This window comes from Caulobacter sp. CCUG 60055, from assembly GCF_022750545.1.
Taxonomy (GTDB): Bacteria; Pseudomonadota; Alphaproteobacteria; order Caulobacterales; family Caulobacteraceae; genus PUIC01.
Genome location: NZ_PUIC01000001.1, coordinates 526018 through 545795, shown reverse-complemented (window position 1 = coordinate 545795; position 19778 = coordinate 526018). Strand labels below are relative to the sequence as shown.

At 70.3% G+C, this 19778-nt stretch carries 19 protein-coding genes; 5 read left to right on the top strand and 14 right to left on the bottom strand.

The features are described from left to right. The first annotated feature begins 138 nt into the window (after positions 1 to 138). The gene (gene clpS / locus C5708_RS02560; protein ID WP_242917516.1) at positions 139 to 468 is read left to right on the top strand and encodes an ATP-dependent Clp protease adapter ClpS; all 330 of its coding nucleotides are present in this window, start codon (positions 139 to 141) and stop codon (positions 466 to 468) included. A gap of 9 nt (positions 469 to 477) precedes the next feature. Then, entirely contained in the window at positions 478 to 2784 is a 2307-nt protein-coding gene (gene clpA, locus C5708_RS02555; RefSeq protein WP_242917514.1) for an ATP-dependent Clp protease ATP-binding subunit ClpA, read from the top strand. 57 nt (positions 2785 to 2841) lie between these two features. Here the strand turns inward: clpA and C5708_RS02550 are convergent, their stop codons facing one another. Beyond that, on the bottom strand, positions 2842 to 3279 hold the full coding sequence (locus C5708_RS02550) for an HIT family protein (RefSeq protein WP_242917512.1): 438 nt from the start codon (positions 3277 to 3279) through the stop codon (positions 2842 to 2844). Positions 3280 to 3340: 61 nt separating this feature from the next. Between C5708_RS02550 and C5708_RS02545 the strand changes: the two genes are divergently transcribed. Continuing rightward, positions 3341 to 3919: a DUF5655 domain-containing protein gene (locus C5708_RS02545; protein ID WP_242917510.1), complete on the top strand. Its 579-nt coding sequence runs from the start codon at positions 3341 to 3343 to the stop codon at positions 3917 to 3919. 9 nt (positions 3920 to 3928) lie between these two features. On the opposite strand, the gene C5708_RS02540 is transcribed toward C5708_RS02545, so the two are convergent. From C5708_RS02540 to C5708_RS02515, 6 genes are all read right to left on the bottom strand, one after another. Then, positions 3929 to 5149 (bottom strand): GNAT family N-acetyltransferase, encoded by a 1221-nt coding sequence (locus tag C5708_RS02540; protein ID WP_242917508.1) that lies wholly within the window; start codon positions 5147 to 5149, stop codon positions 3929 to 3931. Further along, positions 5092 to 5844, bottom strand: a complete 753-nt coding sequence (locus C5708_RS02535) for a glycerophosphodiester phosphodiesterase family protein (RefSeq protein ID WP_242917506.1) — start codon at positions 5842 to 5844, stop codon at positions 5092 to 5094. Before C5708_RS02535 ends, C5708_RS02540 begins: the two co-directional genes overlap by 58 nt. After that, a complete protein-coding gene (locus tag C5708_RS02530) occupies positions 5841 to 6332 on the bottom strand; it encodes a RidA family protein (RefSeq protein ID WP_242917497.1) in 492 nt (163 codons plus the stop codon). Before C5708_RS02530 ends, C5708_RS02535 begins: the two co-directional genes overlap by 4 nt. A gap of 73 nt (positions 6333 to 6405) precedes the next feature. Then, the gene (locus tag C5708_RS02525; RefSeq protein WP_242917495.1) at positions 6406 to 7662 is read right to left on the bottom strand and encodes a DNA polymerase IV; all 1257 of its coding nucleotides are present in this window, start codon (positions 7660 to 7662) and stop codon (positions 6406 to 6408) included. Continuing rightward, on the bottom strand, positions 7659 to 8558 hold the full coding sequence (locus tag C5708_RS02520) for an ROK family protein (protein ID WP_242917493.1): 900 nt from the start codon (positions 8556 to 8558) through the stop codon (positions 7659 to 7661). Before C5708_RS02520 ends, C5708_RS02525 begins: the two co-directional genes overlap by 4 nt. 13 nt (positions 8559 to 8571) lie before the next feature. Then, positions 8572 to 9171 carry a hypothetical protein gene (locus tag C5708_RS02515; protein WP_347566990.1) on the bottom strand — a complete coding sequence of 200 codons (600 nt, stop codon included), beginning with the start codon at positions 9169 to 9171 and terminating at the stop codon, positions 8572 to 8574. A 174-nt stretch (positions 9172 to 9345) separates the two neighbouring features. On the opposite strand from C5708_RS02515, the gene C5708_RS02510 reads away from it, so the two are divergent. After that, positions 9346 to 9711, top strand: a complete 366-nt coding sequence (locus C5708_RS02510; RefSeq protein ID WP_242917491.1) for a response regulator — start codon at positions 9346 to 9348, stop codon at positions 9709 to 9711. A gap of 7 nt (positions 9712 to 9718) precedes the next feature. Then, on the top strand, positions 9719 to 11083 hold the full coding sequence (locus C5708_RS02505; RefSeq protein ID WP_242917489.1) for a PleD family two-component system response regulator: 1365 nt from the start codon (positions 9719 to 9721) through the stop codon (positions 11081 to 11083). Between the two features lie 101 nt (positions 11084 to 11184). On the opposite strand, the gene rpmG is transcribed toward C5708_RS02505, so the two are convergent. From rpmG to plsY, 7 genes are all read right to left on the bottom strand, one after another. Next, positions 11185 to 11352, bottom strand: a complete 168-nt coding sequence (gene rpmG / locus C5708_RS02500) for a 50S ribosomal protein L33 (RefSeq protein ID WP_242917487.1) — start codon at positions 11350 to 11352, stop codon at positions 11185 to 11187. Between the two features lie 100 nt (positions 11353 to 11452). Continuing rightward, complete coding sequence (locus tag C5708_RS02495; RefSeq protein ID WP_242917485.1) at positions 11453 to 12022, bottom strand: NUDIX domain-containing protein; 570 nt, start codon at positions 12020 to 12022, stop codon at positions 11453 to 11455. Continuing rightward, entirely contained in the window at positions 12019 to 12738 is a 720-nt protein-coding gene (locus tag C5708_RS02490) for an NUDIX hydrolase (protein ID WP_242917483.1), read from the bottom strand. The genes C5708_RS02495 and C5708_RS02490 overlap by 4 nt, the downstream gene beginning before the upstream one ends. Positions 12739 to 12781: 43 nt before the next feature. Further along, positions 12782 to 15067, bottom strand: a complete 2286-nt coding sequence (gene rnr, locus C5708_RS02485; protein WP_242917481.1) for a ribonuclease R — start codon at positions 15065 to 15067, stop codon at positions 12782 to 12784. A 161-nt stretch (positions 15068 to 15228) separates the two neighbouring features. Next, positions 15229 to 17841, bottom strand: a complete 2613-nt coding sequence (gene topA / locus C5708_RS02480; protein WP_242917479.1) for a type I DNA topoisomerase — start codon at positions 17839 to 17841, stop codon at positions 15229 to 15231. A gap of 144 nt (positions 17842 to 17985) precedes the next feature. Next, complete coding sequence (gene dprA, locus C5708_RS02475) at positions 17986 to 19098, bottom strand: DNA-processing protein DprA (RefSeq protein WP_242917477.1); 1113 nt, start codon at positions 19096 to 19098, stop codon at positions 17986 to 17988. Next, positions 19098 to 19733, bottom strand: coding sequence for a glycerol-3-phosphate 1-O-acyltransferase PlsY (plsY, locus tag C5708_RS02470; RefSeq protein WP_242918043.1), 636 nt, complete (start codon positions 19731 to 19733; stop codon positions 19098 to 19100). The genes dprA and plsY overlap by 1 nt, the downstream gene beginning before the upstream one ends. Positions 19734 to 19778: the final 45 nt, after the last annotated feature.

Here is a 19778-nt window from a genome sequence, read left to right as displayed (position 1 = left end):
CGCGACCCGCCCCAAAGACAGGCGCCCTTGCGTTAATCCGTCGCCGCATGGCGATCGGCTCTTCCAAACGGTTCCTGTTTCCATATCTAATCAGTGAAGCGCGTCGGTGTTTTCGGCGCGCCTTGGAGACCATTGTTGATGGCCGAGCGAAAGCAAGGTGATCAGGGAAACGGCGTCGGCTCCGCCGTCGTCACGCAGGCCAAGCCGAAGACGCAGAAGCCTTCGCTGTACCGCGTGCTGCTCCTCAACGACGACTATACGCCTATGGAATTCGTCGTCTACGTTCTGGAGCGGTTCTTCAACAAATCGCGCGAAGACGCGACCCGGATCATGCTGCACGTCCATCAGCATGGCGTCGGCGTATGCGGCGTCTTCACCTACGAGGTGGCCGAAACCAAGGTCGCCCAGGTGACCGACACCGCTCGCCGGCATCAGCACCCGCTCCAGTGCACCATGGAAAAGGATTGAGAGGCCCCCTTGCCCTCGTTTTCGCGACATCTCGAAGAGACTCTTCATCGCGCCGTCGCCCTGGCCAACCAGCGCAAGCACGAATACGCGACGCTTGAGCACCTGTTGCTTTCGCTGACCGACGACGAGGACGGCGCCGGCGTCATGCGCGCCTGCGACGTCGATCTCGCCGCCCTGAAGAAGAGCCTCGTCAACTATCTCGACGTCGAACTGCAGTCCCTGGTCGTCGACGACGGCGAGGACGCCAAGCCGACGGCCGGGTTCCAGCGCGTGATCCAGCGCGCGGTGATCCACGTCCAGTCCTCGGGCCGCGAGGAGGTGACCGGCGCCAACGTGCTGGTGGCCATCTTCTCGGAACGGGAGAGCCACGCCGCCTATTTCCTGCAAGAGCAGGACATGACGCGCTACGACGCGGTCAACTTCATCGCCCACGGCATCGCCAAGAAGGCCGGGGCGAGCGAGCCCCGCGCCGTCAAGGGCCAGACCGAAGCCGAGGACGACAAGCCGCAGGCCAAGACCGGCGGCGAGGCCCTGGAGGCCTACTGCGTCAACCTCAACGAGAAGGCCAAGCAGGGCAAGGTCGATCCCCTGATCGGCCGGATCAACGAGGTCGAGCGCGCCATCCAGATCCTCTGTCGGCGGACCAAGAACAACCCGCTGCTGGTCGGCGACCCAGGCGTCGGCAAGACCGCCATCGCCGAGGGCCTGGCGCGCAAGATCGTCAACGAGCAGGTGCCCGACGTCCTCTCCGGCGCGACCATCTTCTCGCTCGACATGGGCGCGCTGCTGGCCGGCACCCGTTATCGCGGCGACTTCGAGGAGCGCGTCAAGCAGGTGGTCAAGGAGTTGGAGAACCACCCCAACGCCATCCTGTTCATAGACGAGATCCACACGGTGATCGGCGCCGGCGCCACCAGCGGCGGCGCGATGGACGCGTCCAACCTGCTCAAGCCGGCCCTGGCCTCGGGCACGCTGCGCTGCATGGGCTCGACCACCTACAAGGAGTTCCGTCAGCACTTCGAGAAGGACCGGGCGCTCGTCCGGCGCTTCCAGAAGATCGACGTCAACGAGCCGACGGTCGAGGACACCATAAAAATCCTCAAGGGTCTCAAGACCTACTACGAGGATTTTCACAAGCTGCGTTACACCAGCGAAGCCCTCAAGGCGGCGGTGGACCTGTCGGCGCGCTACATCACCGACCGCAAGCTGCCGGACAAGGCCATCGACATCATCGACGAGGCCGGCGCCTCGCAGATGCTGCTGCCGGAATCCAAGCGCAAGAAGACCATCGGCCTGAAGGAGATCGAGGCGGTCGTCGCCAAGATCGCCCGCATCCCGCCGAAATCGGTGTCCAAGTCCGACGCCGAGGCGCTCAAGCAGCTCGAGGCCGACCTGCAGCGGGTGGTGTTCGGCCAGGACGACGCCATCCACCAGCTGTCGGCGGCGATGAAGATGGCCCGCGCTGGCCTGCGCGATCCGCAGAAGCCGATCGGCTGCTACCTGTTCTCGGGCCCGACCGGCGTCGGCAAGACCGAGGCGGCCAAGCAGCTGGCCTCGACCCTGGGCATCGAGCTCCTGCGCTTCGACATGTCGGAGTACATGGAGCGGCACACGGTCAGCCGCCTGATCGGCGCGCCTCCGGGCTATGTCGGCCATGACCAGGGCGGCCTGCTGACCGACGCCGTCGACCAGCATCCGCACGCGGTCGTGCTGCTCGACGAGATCGAGAAGGCGCACCAGGACGTCTACAACATCCTGCTGCAGGTCATGGACCACGGCGTCCTGACCGACGCCGTCGGCAAGAAGGTCGATTTCAGGAACGTCATCCTGATCATGACCACCAACGCCGGCGCGTCGGACGCCCAGCGGAACTCGATCGGCTTCGGCCGTGGCAAGTCCGAGGGCGAGGACGAGGCGGCGATCAAGCGGCTGTTCTCGCCGGAATTCCGCAACCGCCTCGACGCGGTGGTGGCGTTCAGGCCGCTGACGCCGGAGATCATCCGCCAGGTGGTCCACAAGTTCGTCATCCAGCTGGAGGCGCAACTGGCCGACCGCCACGTCACGGTGGAGCTGTCCGACGAGGCGGCCGACTGGCTGGCCAAGAACGGCTTCGACGAGCTCTACGGCGCCCGGCCGCTGGCCCGGGTGATCCAGGAGCACATCAAGAAGCCGCTGGCCGACGAGATCCTGTTCGGCCGGCTGGTTCGCGGCGGCCACGTCAAGGTGGTGCTCAAGGACGGCAAGATCGCCTTCGAGATGGACCCGCAGGCCGGCGCGCCGGAAGCGGGCGAGGCGGAAGCGCCGGCCCTGGCCTGATCGAGGCCTTGAACTAAGGAACGGCGGCCCGAACGAAAGGGCCGCCGTTTTTCTTTGTCAGCCCAGCTTGGCGCTGATCGTCCTGGCGAGCTCGCTGAGTTCGCCGATGTCGGCCATCTGGCCGTGGCTGTGGCCCTTGATGTCCTGGCCTTCCCAGCGCGGGATGATGTGGAAGTGCAGGTGGTAGATGGTCTGGCCGGACGGCGCGCCGTTGTACTGGCCGACCATGACGCCGTCGGGATTGACCGCCGCGCGGACGGCCTTGGCCACCTTCTGCACCGCCAGGATCAGGGTCTGCAGCACCTCGGGTTCGACTTCGAGCAGGTTGCGGGCCTTGGAGCGCTTGGGAATGACCAGGGTGTGGCCCTTGGACTGCGGGAACACGTCCATGAAGGCCAGCACGTCGTCGTCCTCGTACACCTTCACCGACGGCATCTCGCCGCGGATGATCTTGGCGAAGACGTTGGCGTCGTCGTAGGTCCCGTCGAGGCTCATCGTTGCGGCTCCCTGTGCTTGGCGCCATCGTGCCTAGCAAAATGGACGGCGGCGGAAAACCATGGGCGACGGCGAACACCTGACCGAAGCGCAGAAGAAGTGGTTCGCCTCGCTGCGCGAGGGGCTGGAGCGGGATTCCGGCCGGACGCTGGACGAATGGGTCGCCGTGGCCCGAACCTGTCCGGAGACGCGGATGCGGGCGCGGTTGCGCTGGTTCAAGGAAAATCACGGTCTGGCCCAGAACCGCGCCTCGCTGGTCCTGGCCCGGGCGTTCGGTTCGCAGCACGGCTGGGACGATCCGGACGCCCTGATCGCGGCGCTCTGGGACGGCCGGCCCAACGGCAAGGCGATCATGGAGGCGGTGTCGGCGCTGGTCGGCCGGCTGGACGGCGTGGTGCTCGGCGCCCGCAAGGGCTACACGGCCTGGTCGCGGGCCTATCAGTTCGCGGCGGTGCGGCCGGCGGCCGGCGACCGGGTGCGGCTGGGCCTGGCCTTGTCCCCCGAGGCCTCCGGGCGCCTGACAGCGCCGGCGAGCGAAGGCTGGTCGGAGCGGCTGAGGGCGACCTTGGTGCTGACGGCGGCCGGCGAGGCGGACGAGACGGTGGCGGCCTTGCTCAGGCAGGCCTGGGAGCGGTCCTAAGCCGAGCGGTCAGCCTTCGCCGCGTCGGAACGGCGAGTGCTCTTCGGTCAGTTCGTCCATATCGCGCCGCACCGCCTCGCGCTCCTGTTCGAGATAGCGCGCCACCGGCCCGCGCAGGGCGGGGTCGGCGATCCAGTGGGCCGAATAGACCGCCGTCGGCAGGTAGCCGCGCGCGATCTTGTGCTGGCCCTGGGCGCCGGCCTCGACGCGGGCCAGGCCCAGGCGGATGGCGTGCTCGATCGCCTGATAGTAGCAGAGCTCGAAATGCAGGAAGGGCACGTCCTCGACGCAGCCCCAGTTGCGTCCGAGCAGGCTGTCGCCGCCGATCAGGTTCAGCGCCCCGGCGATCCAGCGGCCGTCCCGCTGGGCCATGACCAGCAGCACCTTGTCGGCCAGCCGCTCGCCCAGCAGCGAGAAGAACGTCCGGTTGAGGTACGGGCTGCCCCACTTGCGCGACCCGGTGTCCATGTAGAACCGGTAGAAGGCGTCCCAATGCTCTTCGGTGAGATCGGCGCCGGTGAAAGCGGCGATGTCGAGGCCGGCCTGGGCGTCGCGACGCTCGCGCCGGATGGTCTTGCGGCGGTTGGCCGACAGCGCGGCCAGGAAGTCGTCGAAGGTCGCATAGCCCCGGTTGACCCAGTGGTACTGCTGGTCCTGGCGCTGGAGCAGGCCCTGCTCGCCCATGAACCGCCAGTCGGCCTCGTCGGGGAAGGTCACGTGCAGCGACGAGGCGTCTGTGCGTTCGCAAAGCTGGAGCGCGCCGCTCAGCAGCACGCGCCTGGCCGCGTCGGCGTCGACGTCCGGGCGGACCAGCAGCCGGGGGCCGGTCACCGGCGAGAACGGCGAGGCGCTCTGCAGCTTGGGGTAATACTGGCCGCCGGCGCGCTCGTAGGCGTCCGCCCAGTTCCAGTCGAAGACGTACTCGCCCTGGCTATGGGACTTCAGATAGAGCGGCATGACGGCGGCGACGCGGCCGTCGTCGTCGAGGACCGACAGGTGGTGCGGGGCCCAGCCGGTGCGTTCGACGGCGCATTGCGCTTCTTCCAGGGCGTCCAGGAAGTCGAAGCCGACGAAGGGGTTGTAGGCGTCGCCGGCCGGGGCGCAGGCGTCCCAGGCTTCGCGCCCGATCTCGGCGATGCGGCGATGGACCCGTACCGCCGGGCGCACGGCGATCACGCCTGGAAGCCCTCGAAGATCACGTTGTCGCAGCAGGCTCGCACCGCGTCCCATTGCCCGGGCGAGCGCACGGTCCAGGCGACCACCGGCATGCCGGCGGCGCGCAGGGCGGCGGCGGGTTCGCTGGGCAGCATGTCGAGGCCGAGGGCCAGGAAATGCGGACGGGCGATCTCGACATGGTCCAGACGGGCGAAGGCCCGCCGCAGGTCGGGGGCCAGCCGTTCGGCCGAGGCGTCGGCGTAGGCGTAGCTGTCCAGGCCCCGCAGCACGGCGGGGTGATGGTCGGCGAACCAGGCGTGGGAGTAGGGGTTGAAGCCGATGACGCAGGTCGGGCCGGCGTGGTCCTTTAACACCTCGCACACCCGGCGCTCCAACGGGCCGACCTCGCCGAACGGGGTTTTCAGCTCGATATGGACCATGGCCCGGCGGCCGATCAGGGCCAGGGTCTCGGCCAGGGTGGGAATGGCTTCGTCGCCCTGGTTCAGCCGCAGCGTCGACAGGTCGGCCGCCGTGCGCTCGCGCAGCCGGCCGGACGCGCCGGTCATCCGCTCCAGGCCGTCGTCGTGAAAAACCATGGCCTCGCCGTCGGCCGAGAGCTGAACGTCGAGCTCGACGCCGTAGCCTGCCGCGCAGGCGGCCTGGAACGCCGCCAGCGAGTTCTCCGGCGCGCCGTCCGGGCTCCACAGCCCGCGGTGCGCCACGGGCGGGTGGAAGAGCAGGTCCCAGAGCTCGCCGAAGGTCTCCCTCACCGGATCTCCACCACCGCGTCGACCTCGACCGCGAAGTTGAACGGCAGGCGATAGACGCCCACCGCCGAACGCGCGTGCCGGCCGACGTCCTCGAACGCCGCGACCATCAGGTCCGAGCAGCCGTTGACCACCTGGGGAATGTCGAAGAAGTCCGGCCCGGCCTGGACGAAGCCGCCCAGCTTGACCACCCGCGTCACGCGGCCGAGATCGCCGTCCGTCGCCGCCTTCATCTGGGCCAGCAGGTTGATCCCGCACAGGCGGGCGGCCGCCTGCGCGGTCTCCAGGTCGGCGTCGACCCCGACCACGCCCTTGATCCCGCCGTCGGCGTCGATCGAGACCTGCCCCGAGATGTGGACGAGGTTTCCGGCGCGCACGAAGGGCACGTAGTTGGCCACCGGGGCCTTGGGGGCCGGCAGGGCGACGCCCAGGGCGGCCAGGCGGTCTTCGATCTTGGACATGGGGACTCCGTGATGCCTCGCCGAGGTCATACTCCGCGCGCCGACGCGGTGGAAGCCGCCAGCGGCGTCGCCAACAGGGCGAGAAGGGAGGAGAGGCCCACGGTCACGAGCCCTTGAGCGCCCGGCCTGAAACCACGGCGCCGGCGCCGAACTTGGCCCGCAGGGCGTCGATGGCCTGTTCGCCCTTCAGCGTGCGGCGCTCGTCGCCCGCGAACAGGTCGGACCCGGCGTCGCCGGCGTCGATGAAGTCCGAAAGGCCGGCCCCGATTAGCCGGTAGGCGCCGCCGCGCAGTTCCGGCGCCAGCAGTTCGCGCGCCACCTGGAACAGGGTGCGGGCCGTCTGGGTCGGAACCGCCAGGGTGCGGCGGCGGGTGACGATGCGGAAGTCGGCGGTGCGCAGCTTCAGCGTGGCGACCCGCCCCGCCGCGCCGGCCGCCCGCGCCTGCTTGGCCACCCGCTCGCACAGCGGCCAGAGCTTGTCGCACAGAGGCTCCAGTTCGGTCAGGTCCTCCTCGAAGGTGGTCTCGGCGCTGATCGCCTTGCGTTGCTGGTCCGGATCGACCGCGCGGCTGTCCTGCCCCTGGGCCAGTTGCGACAGGCGCAGTCCGTAAGCCCCGAAGCGGTCGACCAGCATGCGCGGATCGGCGCGGGCGAGGTCGCCCACGGTGCGCAGGCCCGCCTGTTCGAGGGCGCGCACGAAGGCCGGGCCGACGCCGGGCAGGATCGAGGCCGGCCGGCCCGCCAGGAAGGTCTTGGCCTCGGCCGCGCCGATGATCGAGAACCCTCGCGGCTTGTCGAGGTCCGAGGCGATCTTGGCCAGGAACTTGTTCGGCGCGACCCCGATGGAGACGGTCAGGCCGCTCTCGCGCTCGATTTCGGCCTGGGCCTTGGCCAGCACCAGGGCGGGAAAGCCGCCGTTCAGCCGCTCGGTGCCCGACAGGTCCATCCAGGCTTCGTCCAGCGACAGCGGCTGGACCAGGGGCGTCAGGTGGGACAGCCGGCCGAGGATGCGCGCGCTCTCGGCGCGGTACTTGCTGAAGTCGGGCTTGATGACCACCGCCTCGGGGCAAAGCTTCAGGGCCTTGAACATCGGCATGGCCGAGCGCACGCCGCTGATGCGGGCGATGTAGCAGCAGGTGGTGACCACGCCGCGCTTGCCGCCGCCGACGATCACCGGCAGGTCGCGCAGCTCGGGGCGGTCGCGCTTCTCCACCGAGGCGTAGAAGGCGTCGCAATCGAGGTGGGCGATGGCCAGGCGGTCGAGCTCGGCGTGGGCCGCCACGCGGGGCGAGAAGCAGGCCGGGCACCGCCGTGGCGCCCCGTCGCCCGTCCAGAAGCAGTCGCGGCAGAGCGCCTTCATTCGAGGGGCCACAGCCAGGCCGCGCCGCGCACGCCGGAAGAATCGCCGAACCGGGCCGGTCTGACCGGGGTGTCGAAGGAATCGGAGAACAGGTGCGGCCGGATGGCGTCGGGCAGGCGTTCGTAGAGCTCGCCGATGTTGGACATGCCGCCGCCCAGCACCAGCACGTCGGGGTCGATCAGGTTGCAGGCGACGGCGAGGCCGCGACCCAGGCGGTCGACATATCGGTCGAAGCTCGCCCGGGCGCCTGGGTCGCCGGCGCGCATGGCGGCGACCACCGCGTCGGCGCTCAGCGACCGGCCTGAGGCGCGGGCGTGGTCGGCGGCGAAGGCTGGGCCGCACACGAAGGTCTCCATGCAGCCGGGCCGGCCGCACCAGCAGGGCGGCCGGTCGCGCTCGCCGGCGTCGGGCCAGGGCAGGGGCATGTGGCCGAACTCGCCGGCGAAGGCGTTACGCCCCCCGACGATGCGGCCGTCGACGACCAGACCCGCGCCGCAGCCTGTGCCGATGATGAGGCCGAAGACCACGCCCGCGTCCTGGGCGGCGCCGTCGACCGCCTCGGACAGCGCGAAGCAGTTGGCGTCGTTCTCGATGCGGACGGTCCTGTCGAGCGCCTGCTCCAGGTCCTGCTTGAACGGGCGGTCGTTGAGCCAGGTGCTGTTGGCGTTGCGCACCCGCCCCGTGCGCGGCGACAGCGAGCCCGGCGCGCCGACGCCGACGCGTAGTCCCTGGCCATGTCGGCTTTCGATGGCGTCGACCAGGTCGCGCACGACGCGGACGGCGGCGTCGTAGATGCGGGGATTGGGGTCGCGCAGGCGCTCGACCACCGCGCCGTCCGGCGCCAGCGCCGCCGCCTCGATCTTGGTTCCGCCGAAATCGACCCCGATTCGGATCATCCGCCCGCCTCGCTCATTCGGAAGACAGGATCGACCTTTCGAGGGCCTGTCGCAACGTGCCCCAGTCGTCGTGCCAGGCGTGGCGGTCGGGCTCGGCGGGTGCGAACGGGCGCAGACGCTCGTCCGCGACGATCTGGAAGCGCCGCACCGCCGGGGCGTGGATCGCGGCCGAGTCGAGATTGGGCAGGAGGTCGTCGACGAAGGCCGCCGGCCGCTCGGTCAGGCGCTGGAGGGCGGCTACGGCGGGCCCCTTGGGGCCGCTGTTGATCACCAGCGGATAGTCCATGCCGTGCCGGGCCAGCCAGCGCGCCCGGCCTGTCCGCCCGTGCTCCGGCGCATTGGTCAGGATGACGACCTGGGCCGTTTCCGACAGGGCGGCCAGGGCCTCGGCCGCGCCGGGAGCGGGCTCCATGTCCTCGCCCTCGGTGCGGAAGAAGTCGTCGAACAGCGACCGGCCGGTGGCCAGGTCGATGCTGGCGCTCTCGCCGGGCCGGAAAATATTTTGGAACAGCGCGAACCGTTCGATGCGCATCTCGTAGCCGCGCCGGGCGACGAAGCGGGCGAAGCCTTGCATGAACAGGGCCACCACCTCGTCGACATCGACGATGACCAACGGCCGGTCGGGGGCGAGGCCGAGCTCGGGCAGGACGAAGGTCTGGTCGGCGGCGGGCAGGGGCGTCTCCGCGACTAACGCGAGTTTAAGGATGTTCGTGTGATTAGCTGAGGGGAGACGGCGGCGGCGAGTCCTTTTCCGCCCGCCGGACAACGGCTTCCGTTTGGGGTCTTGATGACGAAGAAAGTCCTCATCGTCGAGGATAACGAGCTGAACATGAAGCTCTTTCATGATCTGCTCGACGCCCAAGGCTACGAAACCCTTGAAACCCGCGAGGGGCTTCAGGCCCTGACGCTCGCGCGCCAGCACCGTCCGGATCTCATCCTGATGGACATCCAGCTGCCCGAGATATCCGGCCTGGAGGTGACCAAGTGGCTGAAGGAAGACGACGACCTGTCGCACATCCCGGTGGTGGCGGTGACCGCCTTCGCCATGAAGGGCGACGAGGAACGCATCCGGGAGGGCGGATGCGAGGCTTATATTTCGAAACCGATTTCGGTATCGCACTTCCTGGACACCATCCGACGTTTCCTGGGGTGAAGCTGCGATGACCGCGCGTATTCTGGTGGTCGACGACATCGAGCCGAACGTGCGGCTGCTCGAGGCCAAGCTGACGGCCGAGTACTATGAGGTCCTGACCGCCCGCGACGGACCCACCGCCCTGGCCATGGCCGCCGCGGAGCGGCCCGACCTGATCCTGCTGGACGTGATGATGCCCGGCATGGACGGCTTCGAGGTCTGCCGGCGGCTGAAGGACGATCCGGCCACCCGCCACGTGCCCGTGGTGCTGGTCACGGCGCTCGACGGCCGCTCCGATCGTATCGCCGGCCTGGAGGCCGGGGCCGACGAGTTCCTGAACAAGCCGATCGACGACGTGATGCTGTTCTCGCGGGTGCGCAGCCTGACCCGCCTGAAGGTGATCATGGACGAGCTGCGCCAGCGCGAGGATTCCGGCCGCCGCCTGGGCGTGATCGCCGGGGCCGCGGCGCGGCTGGCCGGCACGGGCGGGCGCATCGTCATCGCCGACGACAACGAGCGGCAGGCCCAGCGCATCGCCGCCGAGCTGTCCAGCGAGCACCGGCCGGTCATCGAATCCGATCCCGAAAAGGCCCATCTGACCGCGCGCGGTCCGGTCGACCTGGTGATCATCAACGCCGACGCCCGCGGCTTCGACGGCCTGCGGCTGGCGGCGCAGCTGCTGTCCGACGAGGCGACGCGGCGGTTGCCGATTCTCGCCGTGGTCGATCCGGACGAGCGGTCGCGGATGATCAAGGCGCTGGAGATCGGCATCAACGACATCCTGCCGCGCCCCATCGACCCGCAGGAGCTGTCGGCGCGGGCCCGCACCCAGATCAAGCGCAAGCGCTACACCGACTTCCTGCGCAACAACCTCGACCATTCGATGGAGCTGGCGGTCACCGACCAGCTCACCGGCCTGCACAACCGCCGCTACATGACCGGCCAGCTGGCCGCCCTGGTCAAGCGCGCGGTCAAGGGCGGCGACCCGGTCGGGGCGCTGCTGATCGACATCGACCACTTCAAGAAGATCAACGACACCTTCGGCCATCCGGTCGGCGACGAGGTGCTGCGCGAGTTCGCCGTGCGGCTGGCCAGCAATGTGCGGGCCATCGACCTGCCGTGCCGCTATGGCGGCGAGGAGTTCGTGGTCATCATGCCCGACACCCGCCTGTCCGACGCTGAACGCATCGCCGAGCGCATCCGCGCCCACGTCTCCGGCGCGCCGTTCCGGGTGGCCGGCGGCGCCGAGCTGCTCACCGTCACCATCTCGATCGGGGTGTCGGCGACCCTCGACGCCGACGACACGCCCGACGCCCTGCTGCAGCGGGCCGACGCGGCCGTCTACGAGGCCAAGGCCGCCGGGCGCAACAAGGTGGTCTCCCGCAACGCCTGACGGTCCGCCGCCGCTCGCCGGCGGGACGACGGAGGCCCGAAACGCGAAACGCCCGGTCCTTGGGACCGGGCGCTGCGATAGTCAAATCGGGAAGGGCGATCTTACTTGATCTTGCCTTCCTTGAATTCGACGTGCTTGCGCACGACCGGGTCGTACTTCTTCAGCACGAGCTTCTCGGTCATGGTGCGGGCGTTCTTCTTGGTGACGTAGAAGAAGCCGGTGTCGGCCGTCGAGTTGAGGCGGATCTTGATGGAAGCCGGCTTAGCCATGGTCGAATCCTTCGGTGGCGCGCGGCACGTCCGCTCGCCGAAATCTTTGAGCGGCGGACAATACGCATGGAGCGCGTAAAGTCAACGCCGCCCGTGGAAATTACAGCAAGGGCGTCTGGACCGGCCGTCCGGAGCGGTAAGTGAAGCGGAACGGCGGCGCGCTAGGAACCTCCAGCGACCGCAGCACGGCCTCGGTGATGTCGATCAAGGGCAGGGCCAGGGCCTGCCGCACCGTCCGCCAGCCAAGATCGGCCAGTTCGGGCGAATCGGCGGGATCGCCCAGGTCCTCCCCGGCGTTCATGCCGAAGAAGCGGGCGTGGAAGCGGATGGGGCTCTGGGTCGGGGTGATGGCGCGGGCGAGCAGCGTCAGGCCGGAAAAGTCGCCGGGCAGGACGAGGCCGGTCTCCTCGGCGGTCTCGCGCAAGGCCGCGGCGGCGAGGGCCTGGGCCAGACGCGGCGACGCCGCGGCGCGCTTGGCGCAGGCGTCCGCCAGGGGCGCGACGGGCGAAGCCTCGTAGTCGCCGGGCTCGACCGCGCCGCCGGGGAACACGAACACGTCCGGGGCGAAGGCCGAGCGCGCGGGGCGCCGGCCCATCAGCACGCCGACGCCGTCGCCGTCGCGGCGGACCAGAACCAGGCTGGCGGCGTGGCGCGGGCGGACCGGCCTCACAGGTGCTCCAGCCGGCGGGCGCCGCGCCGGAAGCTGACGAACGGCGCCGGGCGGTCTGGATGCTCCAGCCGCAGGGCCAGCTCCTGCACGACGAAGCGGGTGATGTTGGGCAGGTCCAGCGCCAGGGTCTCGCTCAGCTCGACCCAGGCCAGCTCGTCGAGCTCGCCGCAATCCGGGGCGCGGTCGAGGCTGGCCAGCCGGTCGGCCTCGGCCATGAAGAAACGGGCGTCGAAGCGTTTGGGCCGGTAGGGCGGGGTGATGGCGCGGGCGACGAAGTCGAGCGCGTCGAGGTCCGGCGACGCGCCCTGGCCGAGAAAGTCGCGCCAGGGACCGGCGACGGTCCTGGCGGGCGCGGGCCTGGCCAGCAGCAGCCCGGTCTCCTCGAACGTCTCGCGCACGGCGGTCAGCGCCAGGGCGCGGGCGCGGCTCGGCGGGGCGGTCTTCTCAAGGCGCTGGATCACCGCCGGCCGCAGCTCGCTGGCGGCGGGCGCGCGGAAGTCGCTGCGGTCGATCCGGCCGCCGGGGAACACCCACTTGTCCGGCATGAAGTCGTGGCCGCGATTGCGTCGGCCCATCAGCAGGCGCGGCTTGGCGCCGTCGCGGCGGACGATGATCAACGTGGCGGCGTCGCGCGGCCGCACGGCCTTGGCGCCCTCGGCGCGCAGGGCGCCGTCGGCGCGCGGGTCGTAGTTCGGATCGAGCTTCGGTTCGGTCATGGGGTCAGTTTAGAACGCTTGTTTGACCCGCGAAAAGCAGCGATCAGCGGCGGCGAGGCTTGGCGCCGCCCTTGCGGCTCGACCGGGGAGGGGCCTTGCCGACCTGCCGGCGCAGGCCGACACGGGGGCGCGGGCCGCCGGGGACGGCCGGCTCGGGCTCGCTGAGCATCTCGAACACCAGTCCGCCGGTGATCGGCGTCGCCTCGGTCAGCCGCACCTCGACGGCCATGCCCAGCGGCCAGCGACGGCCGGTGCGCTCGCCGACCAGGGCGTGGGTGCGGTCGTCGTGGATGAAGTACTCGCCGCCGAGGGTCGAAACCGGGACCAGGCCGTCGGCGCCGATGTCCCTGAGCCGCACGAACAGGCCGAAGCGGGTGACGCCAGTGACGCGGCCCTCGAAGGCGGCGCCGACGCGCTCCTCCATGAAGGCGGCGACGTAGCGGTCGGTGGCGTCGCGCTCGGCCGCCATCGCCCGGCGCTCGGCGAAGGTGATGTGCTCGGCCGTCTCGCGCAGCCGGGCGATCTCTTCGTCCGTCAGGCCGTCGTTTCCGAGCTTGAGGGCCCGGATCAGGCCGCGATGGACGATCAGGTCGGCGTAGCGGCGGATCGGCGAGGTGAAGTGGGCGTAGCGGGCGAGGTTCAGGCCGAAGTGGCCGATGTTGTCGGGCGAATAGTGGGCCTGCATCTGGGTGCGCAGCACCACCTCGTTGACGATCTCGGCGTGCGGTCCCTGGCGCATCTGGTCGAGCAGGCGGTTGAAGCGGTCGGTGCGCGGCGCCTCGCCCTTGGCCCAGGTGATCCCCAGCGTGGCCAGGAAGTCGGCCAGGTTGAACATCTTCTCCTGGCTGGGCGTGTCGTGCACCCGATAGACCAGCGGGCTGCGCTTGGCCTCCAGGGTCTCGGCGGCGCAGACATTGGCCTGGATCATCATCTCTTCGATCAGGCGGTGCGCCTCCAGCGACTCGCGCAGCCTGATCGAGACGACCTCGCCCTCGGGGCTGATCTGGATGCGGCGCTCGGCCGATTCGATGCCCAGGGGCGAGCGGGCGTCGCGGCCCTTCTTCATGGTCGCGTAGGCGGCCCACAGGGGCTTCAGGACGCTGTCCATCAGCGGGCCGGTCGCCTCGTCCGGCTGGCCGTCGATGGCCGCCTGGGCCTGCTCGTAGGCCAGCTTGGCGGCCGAGCGCATCAGTCCGCGCGCGAACTCGTGGCGGACCTTGCGGCCCGACTTGTCGAAGACCATCCGCACCGCCATGCAGGCGCGCGGCTCGCCCTGGCGCAGCGAGCACAGGCCGTTGGACAATCGCTCGGGCAGCATCGGCTCGACCCGGTCGGGGAAATAGACGCTGTTGGCCTTCTCCCGCGCCTCGCGGTCCAGGGCCGAGCCCGGCCGCACATAGGCGGCGACGTCGGCGATGGCGACCCAGACGATCCAGCCGCCCTCGTTCTTGGGATCGTCGTCGGCCTGGGCGAACACGGCGTCGTCGTGGTCGCGGGCGTCGACGGGGTCGATGGTGACGAAGGGGATGTCGCGCAGGTCGGTGCGGCCGCTGAGCGTCGGCGGCTCGGCGGCTTCAGCCTCGGCCTCGGCGTCGGGCGAGAAGCCGGTGGGTATCCCATGGGCGTGGATGGCGATCAGCGAGGCGGCGCGCGGCTGGTCCTCGCGGCCGACCACCTCCAGCACCTTGCCGCGCTTGGGCCCGTAGCGGCGGTCGGCGGCGCCGACCTGGGCCACGACCAGATCGCCGTCCTTGAGGTCCCGGGCGTCGGCCTCGAACAGCACCAGCACGTCCTTGGACTTGCGGTCGACGGGTTCGACGCGGGTCTCGCGGCGCGCCTTGCGCACCACGCCCAGGATCTTGTGAGCGCTCTGGCCCAGGCGCTTGATCAGCTTGGCTTCGTACTCGCCGCCTTCAAGTCGTTCGAACCGGGCCAGAATGCGGTCGCCAAGGCCGGGCGCGCCGGCCTTGGAATCGCGGCGTTCGGGCGCCAGGCGCACCTGCGGGGCGTCTTCGCCGCCCTTGGCGAGACGGACATAGAGTTCGCCGTCGGCGTCGCGTTCGACCACGTCGGCGACGCCGACCGGGGGCAGGGCGCCGGCCTCGGCGAAGCCCTTGCGGCCGCGCCGCCCGAGCGCGCCTTCGGCCTCCAGCGCCTTGAGCATCATCCGCAGGGCGCGGCGGTCCGCGCCCTTGAGGCCGAAAGCCTTGGCGATATCGGCCTTTTCGGCCTCGCCGGCCTCGCGCAGGAATTTCAACAGCGTGTCGCGGTCGGGCAGGCCCTGCGGCGGCTTGTCAGCCTTGGGGAGGCGGGTTTTGGTCTTGGCCATCGGCCTTGGTGTAGCTTCTAAGCGGCCGGGCCGTAACCCCTCATCCTCCCACGCCCTTTGGGCGCGGGCCCCTCCTTCTCCCGGCGGGAGACGGAATGGAGCCAACCCCTCTCCCTCGGGGAGAGGGGGTCATTGTGAAGCAATGGGAGGGTGAGGGGCGCTTACGCCTTCGCTGTCTTCTTCGCGGCCGGTTTCTTCGCCGCCGTCTTGGGCTTGGCGGCGGCCTTAGCCTTGGGCTCGGCCTTGGCTTTCACGGCCTTGGCCGGCTTTTTGCCGCCGCCCTTGGCGGCGCGTTCGGCCAGCAGGGCGACCGCTTCGTCGAGGGTCAGGGCCTGGGGATCGGAGCCCTTCGGCACGTTGGCGTTGACCGAGCCGTGCTTGATGTAGGGGCCGAAGCGGCCCGACAGCACCCGGACGGGCTGGCCGTCCTCGGGGTGGGCGCCCAGCTCCTTCAGGGCGGCTGCGGCGCCGCGCTGCGGCCGACCGCCGCCGGCCCGCTTCTCGGCCAGGACGGCGACGGCGCGGTTCAGGCCGACCTCGAACACCTCGTCGGCGTTCTCCAGGTTGGCGTAGGTGCCGTTGTGCTGGACGTAGGGACCATAGCGCCCGATGCCGGCCAGGATGACCTCGCCGTCCTCGGGGTGGGTTCCGACCTCGCGCGGCAGCGACAGCAGCCGCAGCGCCTTCTCCAGGTCGATGGTCGCCGGCGGCCAGCCCTTGGGCAGGCTGGCGCGCTTGGGCTTGTCGCCGTTGGCTTCCTCGACATAGGGGCCGAAGCGGCCGACCTTCAGCCACACCGCCTGGCCGGTGGCGGGATCGACGCCCAGCTCGCGGTCGCTGACCTCGGCCTCGCCGTTCTCGCCGTCCGGCGTCGCCAGCGGGCGGGTGAAGCGGCATTCCGGATAGTTGGAGCAGCCGATGAAGGCGCCGAACTTACCGGTCTTGAGGCTCAGGCGGCCGGTGCCGCAGGTCGGGCAGCTGCGCGGATCGGTCCCGTCGCCGCGATCGGGGAAGATGTGCGGTCCGAGCGCCTCGTTGAGCGCCTCCAGCACGTTGGTCACGCGCAGCTCGCCGATCTCGCCGACGGCGGCGTGGAAATCGTTCCAGAAGTCGCGAAGCAGCTGCTTGTAGTCGAGGTCGCCGGCCGAGACCTGGTCGAGCTTCTCCTCCAGGGCGGCGGTGAAGTCGTATTCGACGTACTTGCGGAAGAACTCCTGCAGGAAGGCGGTGACCAGCCGGCCCTTGTCCTCCGGGATGAACCGGTTCTTGTCCATGCGGACATAGGCCCGGTCGCGCAGCACGGTCAGGATCGAGGCGTAGGTCGAGGGCCGGCCGATGCCGAGCTCCTCCATCTTCTTGACCAGGCTGGCTTCGGAATAGCGCGGCGGCGGTTCGGTGAAGTGCTGGTCGGCGCGGGCCTTGAGCACCTTGGCCGAGGCGCCTTCGGCGATCACCGGCAGGCGGCCGCCGTCTTCATCATCCGCGCTGTCGTCGCGGCCTTCCTCATAGACGGCCAGATAGCCGTCGAACTGCACCACCTGGCCGGTGGCGCGCAGGCCGGTGCGGCCGTCGGCGGAGTCCAGCTCGACCGTGGTCCGCTCGATGCGGGCGGCCTCCATCTGCGAGGCGATCATCCGCTTCCAGATCAGCTCGTAGAGCCGGCCGAGGTCGGGATCGAGACGCAGGGAGCCAGGATTGCGCTGCAGGCTGGTCGGCCGGATGGCTTCGTGCGCTTCCTGGGCGTTCTTGGCCTTGGTCTTGTAGATGCGGGCGCTTTCGGGAACGTACTCCTTGCCGTAGCGGCCGGCGATCACGGTCCGCGCCTCGTCGATCGCCTCGGGGGCGGCCTGGACGCCGTCGGTCCGCATATAGGTGATCAGGCCGACGGTCTCGCCGCCGATGTCGACGCCCTCGTACAGCTTCTGCGCCGCCTGCATGGTGCGCTGGGCCGAGAAGCCCAGCTTGCGCGCGGCTTCCTGTTGCAGGGTCGAGGTGGTGAAGGGCGGCGCCGGCGTGCGGCGGGCGGGCTTCTTCTCGACCGAGGCGACCTTGAAGCTCGCCGCCTCGACGGCGGCGCGGGCGGCGCTGGCCGAAGCCTCGTCGCTCAGGTCGAACTTGGCGAGCTTCTTGCCCTCGTGCTTGACCAGCCGGGCCAGGAACGGGTCGGAGCCGGCCGACACGTCGGCGTCGACGGTCCAGTATTCCTGGGTCTTGAACTTCTCGATCTCGATCTCGCGGTCGACGATCAGGCGCAGGGCGACCGACTGCACGCGTCCGGCCGAGCGGGCGCCCGGCAGCTTGCGCCACAGCACCGGCGACAGGGTGAAGCCGACCAGATAGTCCAGCGCCCGCCGGGCCAGGTAGGCGTCGACCAGCTCCATGTCGATGTCGCGCGGGTGCCGCATCGCCTCGACCACGGCGGTCTTGGTGATGGCGTTGAAGGTCACCCGCTGGACCTGCTTGTCCTTGAGGGCCTTCTTCTTGCTCAGCACCTCGAGCACGTGCCAGCTGATCGCCTCGCCCTCGCGATCCGGGTCGGTGGCCAGGATGATGCGGTCGGCGGACTTGGCGGCGTCGGCGATGTCGTTCAGGCGCTTGGCCGACTTGGGATCGACGTCCCAGGTCATGGCGAAATCGTTGTCCGGCTGGACCGACCCGTCCTTGGACGGAAGGTCGCGCACGTGGCCGTAGCTGGCCAGGACCGTGTAGTCCTTGCCCAGATACTTGTTGATGGTCTTGGCCTTGGCCGGGCTTTCTACGACGACGACGTTCATGCGGGGATTCGGATCACCGGGAAGAAGGAGGGCGAGAGGGGGGCCTTTCGCGCGAGCGGCGAAAGTGGGGGTTCGCCCCCGCGTCTGTCAACGCGGCGCTTTGGGCCGAAGGGGAAAAAACCCCGCGCTTCCGTCCGGCGGCGTTCAGCAGGACGAGACCAGCCCGCCCGGCGACAGCTCGGCGCGACCGGCCAGAGCCAGCTCGACCAGGGCGGCGTGGACCAGGCGGGCCGGGGCTCCGGTGAGGCGGACCAGTTCGTCGCGGGGCGCCGGACTGGGCGAGAGGAGGGCGGCGATCTGTTCGCGCAGACGGTCGATGTCGGCTTCGTCCGTCGCGAGATCGCCGTCGCCCGCCCGCAGCGACGGAGCCTCATCGCCCTCGCCGAGGCGGCGCAGGCCGTTCAGTTCGCGCAGGACGTCCTCCACCCCCTCGCACAGATGGGCGCCGTTGCGGATCAGGTCGTTGCCGCCGCGCGCCCGCGGATCGAGGGGCGAGCCCGGCACGGCGAACACCTCGCGCCCCTGCTCGGCGGCGAGACGGGCGGTGATCAGCGAGCCGGACCTCAGCTCGGCCTCGACCACCACCACGCCGAGCGACAGGCCCGAGATGATCCGGTTCCGGCGCGGAAAATCCCGGGCCTGGGCGCGATGGCCGACCGGGCTTTCGGAGACGACGCAGCCCGCCTCGGCGATTCGCGCATAGAGGTCGCGGTGCTCGGGCGGGTAGACGTCGTCGACGCCGCCGCCGAGGACGGCGATGGTGCCGGCGGTCAGGGCCCCCTGATGGGCGGCGGCGTCGACGCCCCGGGCCAGGCCCGAGACCACCACATAGCCGTGGCCGCCCAGCTCGGCGGCCAGACCCCGGGCGAAGCGTTGTCCGACGGCGGAGGCGATGCGGGCGCCGACCACCGCGACGCTGGGCGCGTGCAGCAATTCCGGGCGGCCCTTGCACCACAGCGTCGGCGGCGGCGGGTCCAGCGCGGCGAGGCGGGCGGGGAACGCCGCTTCGCCGACCACGATCAGCCGGGCGCCCAGGCGACGGCCAGCCTCGATCTCCGCGTCGATCTCGGCCTCGGCGGGGATGCGGGGCGGTCCTGCCCGCCCGCCCCGGCGCACAAGGTCGGGCAGGGCGGCCAGGGCGGCGCGCGCGTCGCCGAAACGGGCGAGGAGCTGGGCGAAGGCGACGGGGCCGACGTTCTCGGTCCGCGCCAGGCGCAGCCGGTCCCGGCGCTGGCCGTCGCTGAGCTCGCCGGCCATCAGGGGGCGGGATCGGCCGGCGGCGCGGATTTCTTGCCGCCGATGCGCGGCTCCTGGCCCTTGAGCAGGCGGCGGATGTTCTCGTGGTGGCGGATGAAGATCAACACGGCCATGAACGTGGCCAGCACGACCGCGGCGAAGGGCTGGTCGAAGGCGAACGCGAACAGCGGGGCCAGGGCCGCCGCCGTCAGGGCGGCCAGCGACGAGATGCGGAACAGGGCGGCCATGGCGATCCAGGTCGCGGCCGCCGCCAGGCCGACCGGCCAGGCGACCGTCAGCATGACGCCGTAGAAGGTGGCGACGCCCTTGCCGCCCTTGAAGCGGAGCCAGACCGGGAAGAGATGGCCGAGGAAGGCCGCGCCCCCGGCCAAAGCGGCGGCCGCGACGGCGGCCTCGGTCCCTGCGAGGCGGCCGACCAGCCAGCGCGCCAGCAGCGCGGCGACGATCCCCTTGCCGACGTCGCCCAGCAGCGTCAGGGCCGCCAGGTCCCGGCGGCCGGTGCGCAGCACGTTGGTCGCGCCGATATTGCCCGAGCCGATGTTGCGCACGTCGCCGGTCCCGGCCGCGCGGGTGACGATGACGCCGAAGGGTATCGAGCCGAGCAGGTAGCCGCCGATTGCGACGGCGGCGATCATCGGTAGCGGCAGATTGTCCAAGACGCCCCCATTTGCATCGCCCGC

Coding starts and splice junctions, on each gene's coding strand:
- clpS (WP_242917516.1), top strand. CDS start 139: ATGGCCGAGCGAAAGCAAGGTGATCAGGGAAACGGCGTCGGCTCCGCC.
- C5708_RS02550 (WP_242917512.1), bottom strand. CDS start 3,279: ATGAGCCTCGACGGGACCTACGACGACGCCAACGTCTTCGCCAAGATC.
- C5708_RS02545 (WP_242917510.1), top strand. CDS start 3,341: ATGGGCGACGGCGAACACCTGACCGAAGCGCAGAAGAAGTGGTTCGCC.
- C5708_RS02540 (WP_242917508.1), bottom strand. CDS start 5,149: ATGGGACGCGGTGCGAGCCTGCTGCGACAACGTGATCTTCGAGGGCTT.
- C5708_RS02530 (WP_242917497.1), bottom strand. CDS start 6,332: ATGACCTCGGCGAGGCATCACGGAGTCCCCATGTCCAAGATCGAAGAC.
- C5708_RS02525 (WP_242917495.1), bottom strand. CDS start 7,662: ATGAAGGCGCTCTGCCGCGACTGCTTCTGGACGGGCGACGGGGCGCCA.
- C5708_RS02520 (WP_242917493.1), bottom strand. CDS start 8,558: ATGATCCGAATCGGGGTCGATTTCGGCGGAACCAAGATCGAGGCGGCG.
- C5708_RS02510 (WP_242917491.1), top strand. CDS start 9,346: ATGACGAAGAAAGTCCTCATCGTCGAGGATAACGAGCTGAACATGAAG.
- C5708_RS02505 (WP_242917489.1), top strand. CDS start 9,719: ATGACCGCGCGTATTCTGGTGGTCGACGACATCGAGCCGAACGTGCGG.
- rpmG (WP_242917487.1), bottom strand. CDS start 11,352: ATGGCTAAGCCGGCTTCCATCAAGATCCGCCTCAACTCGACGGCCGAC.
- C5708_RS02490 (WP_242917483.1), bottom strand. CDS start 12,738: ATGACCGAACCGAAGCTCGATCCGAACTACGACCCGCGCGCCGACGGC.
- rnr (WP_242917481.1), bottom strand. CDS start 15,067: ATGGCCAAGACCAAAACCCGCCTCCCCAAGGCTGACAAGCCGCCGCAG.
- topA (WP_242917479.1), bottom strand. CDS start 17,841: ATGAACGTCGTCGTCGTAGAAAGCCCGGCCAAGGCCAAGACCATCAAC.
- dprA (WP_242917477.1), bottom strand. CDS start 19,098: ATGGCCGGCGAGCTCAGCGACGGCCAGCGCCGGGACCGGCTGCGCCTG.
- plsY (WP_242918043.1), bottom strand. CDS start 19,733: ATGATCGCCGCCGTCGCAATCGGCGGCTACCTGCTCGGCTCGATACCC.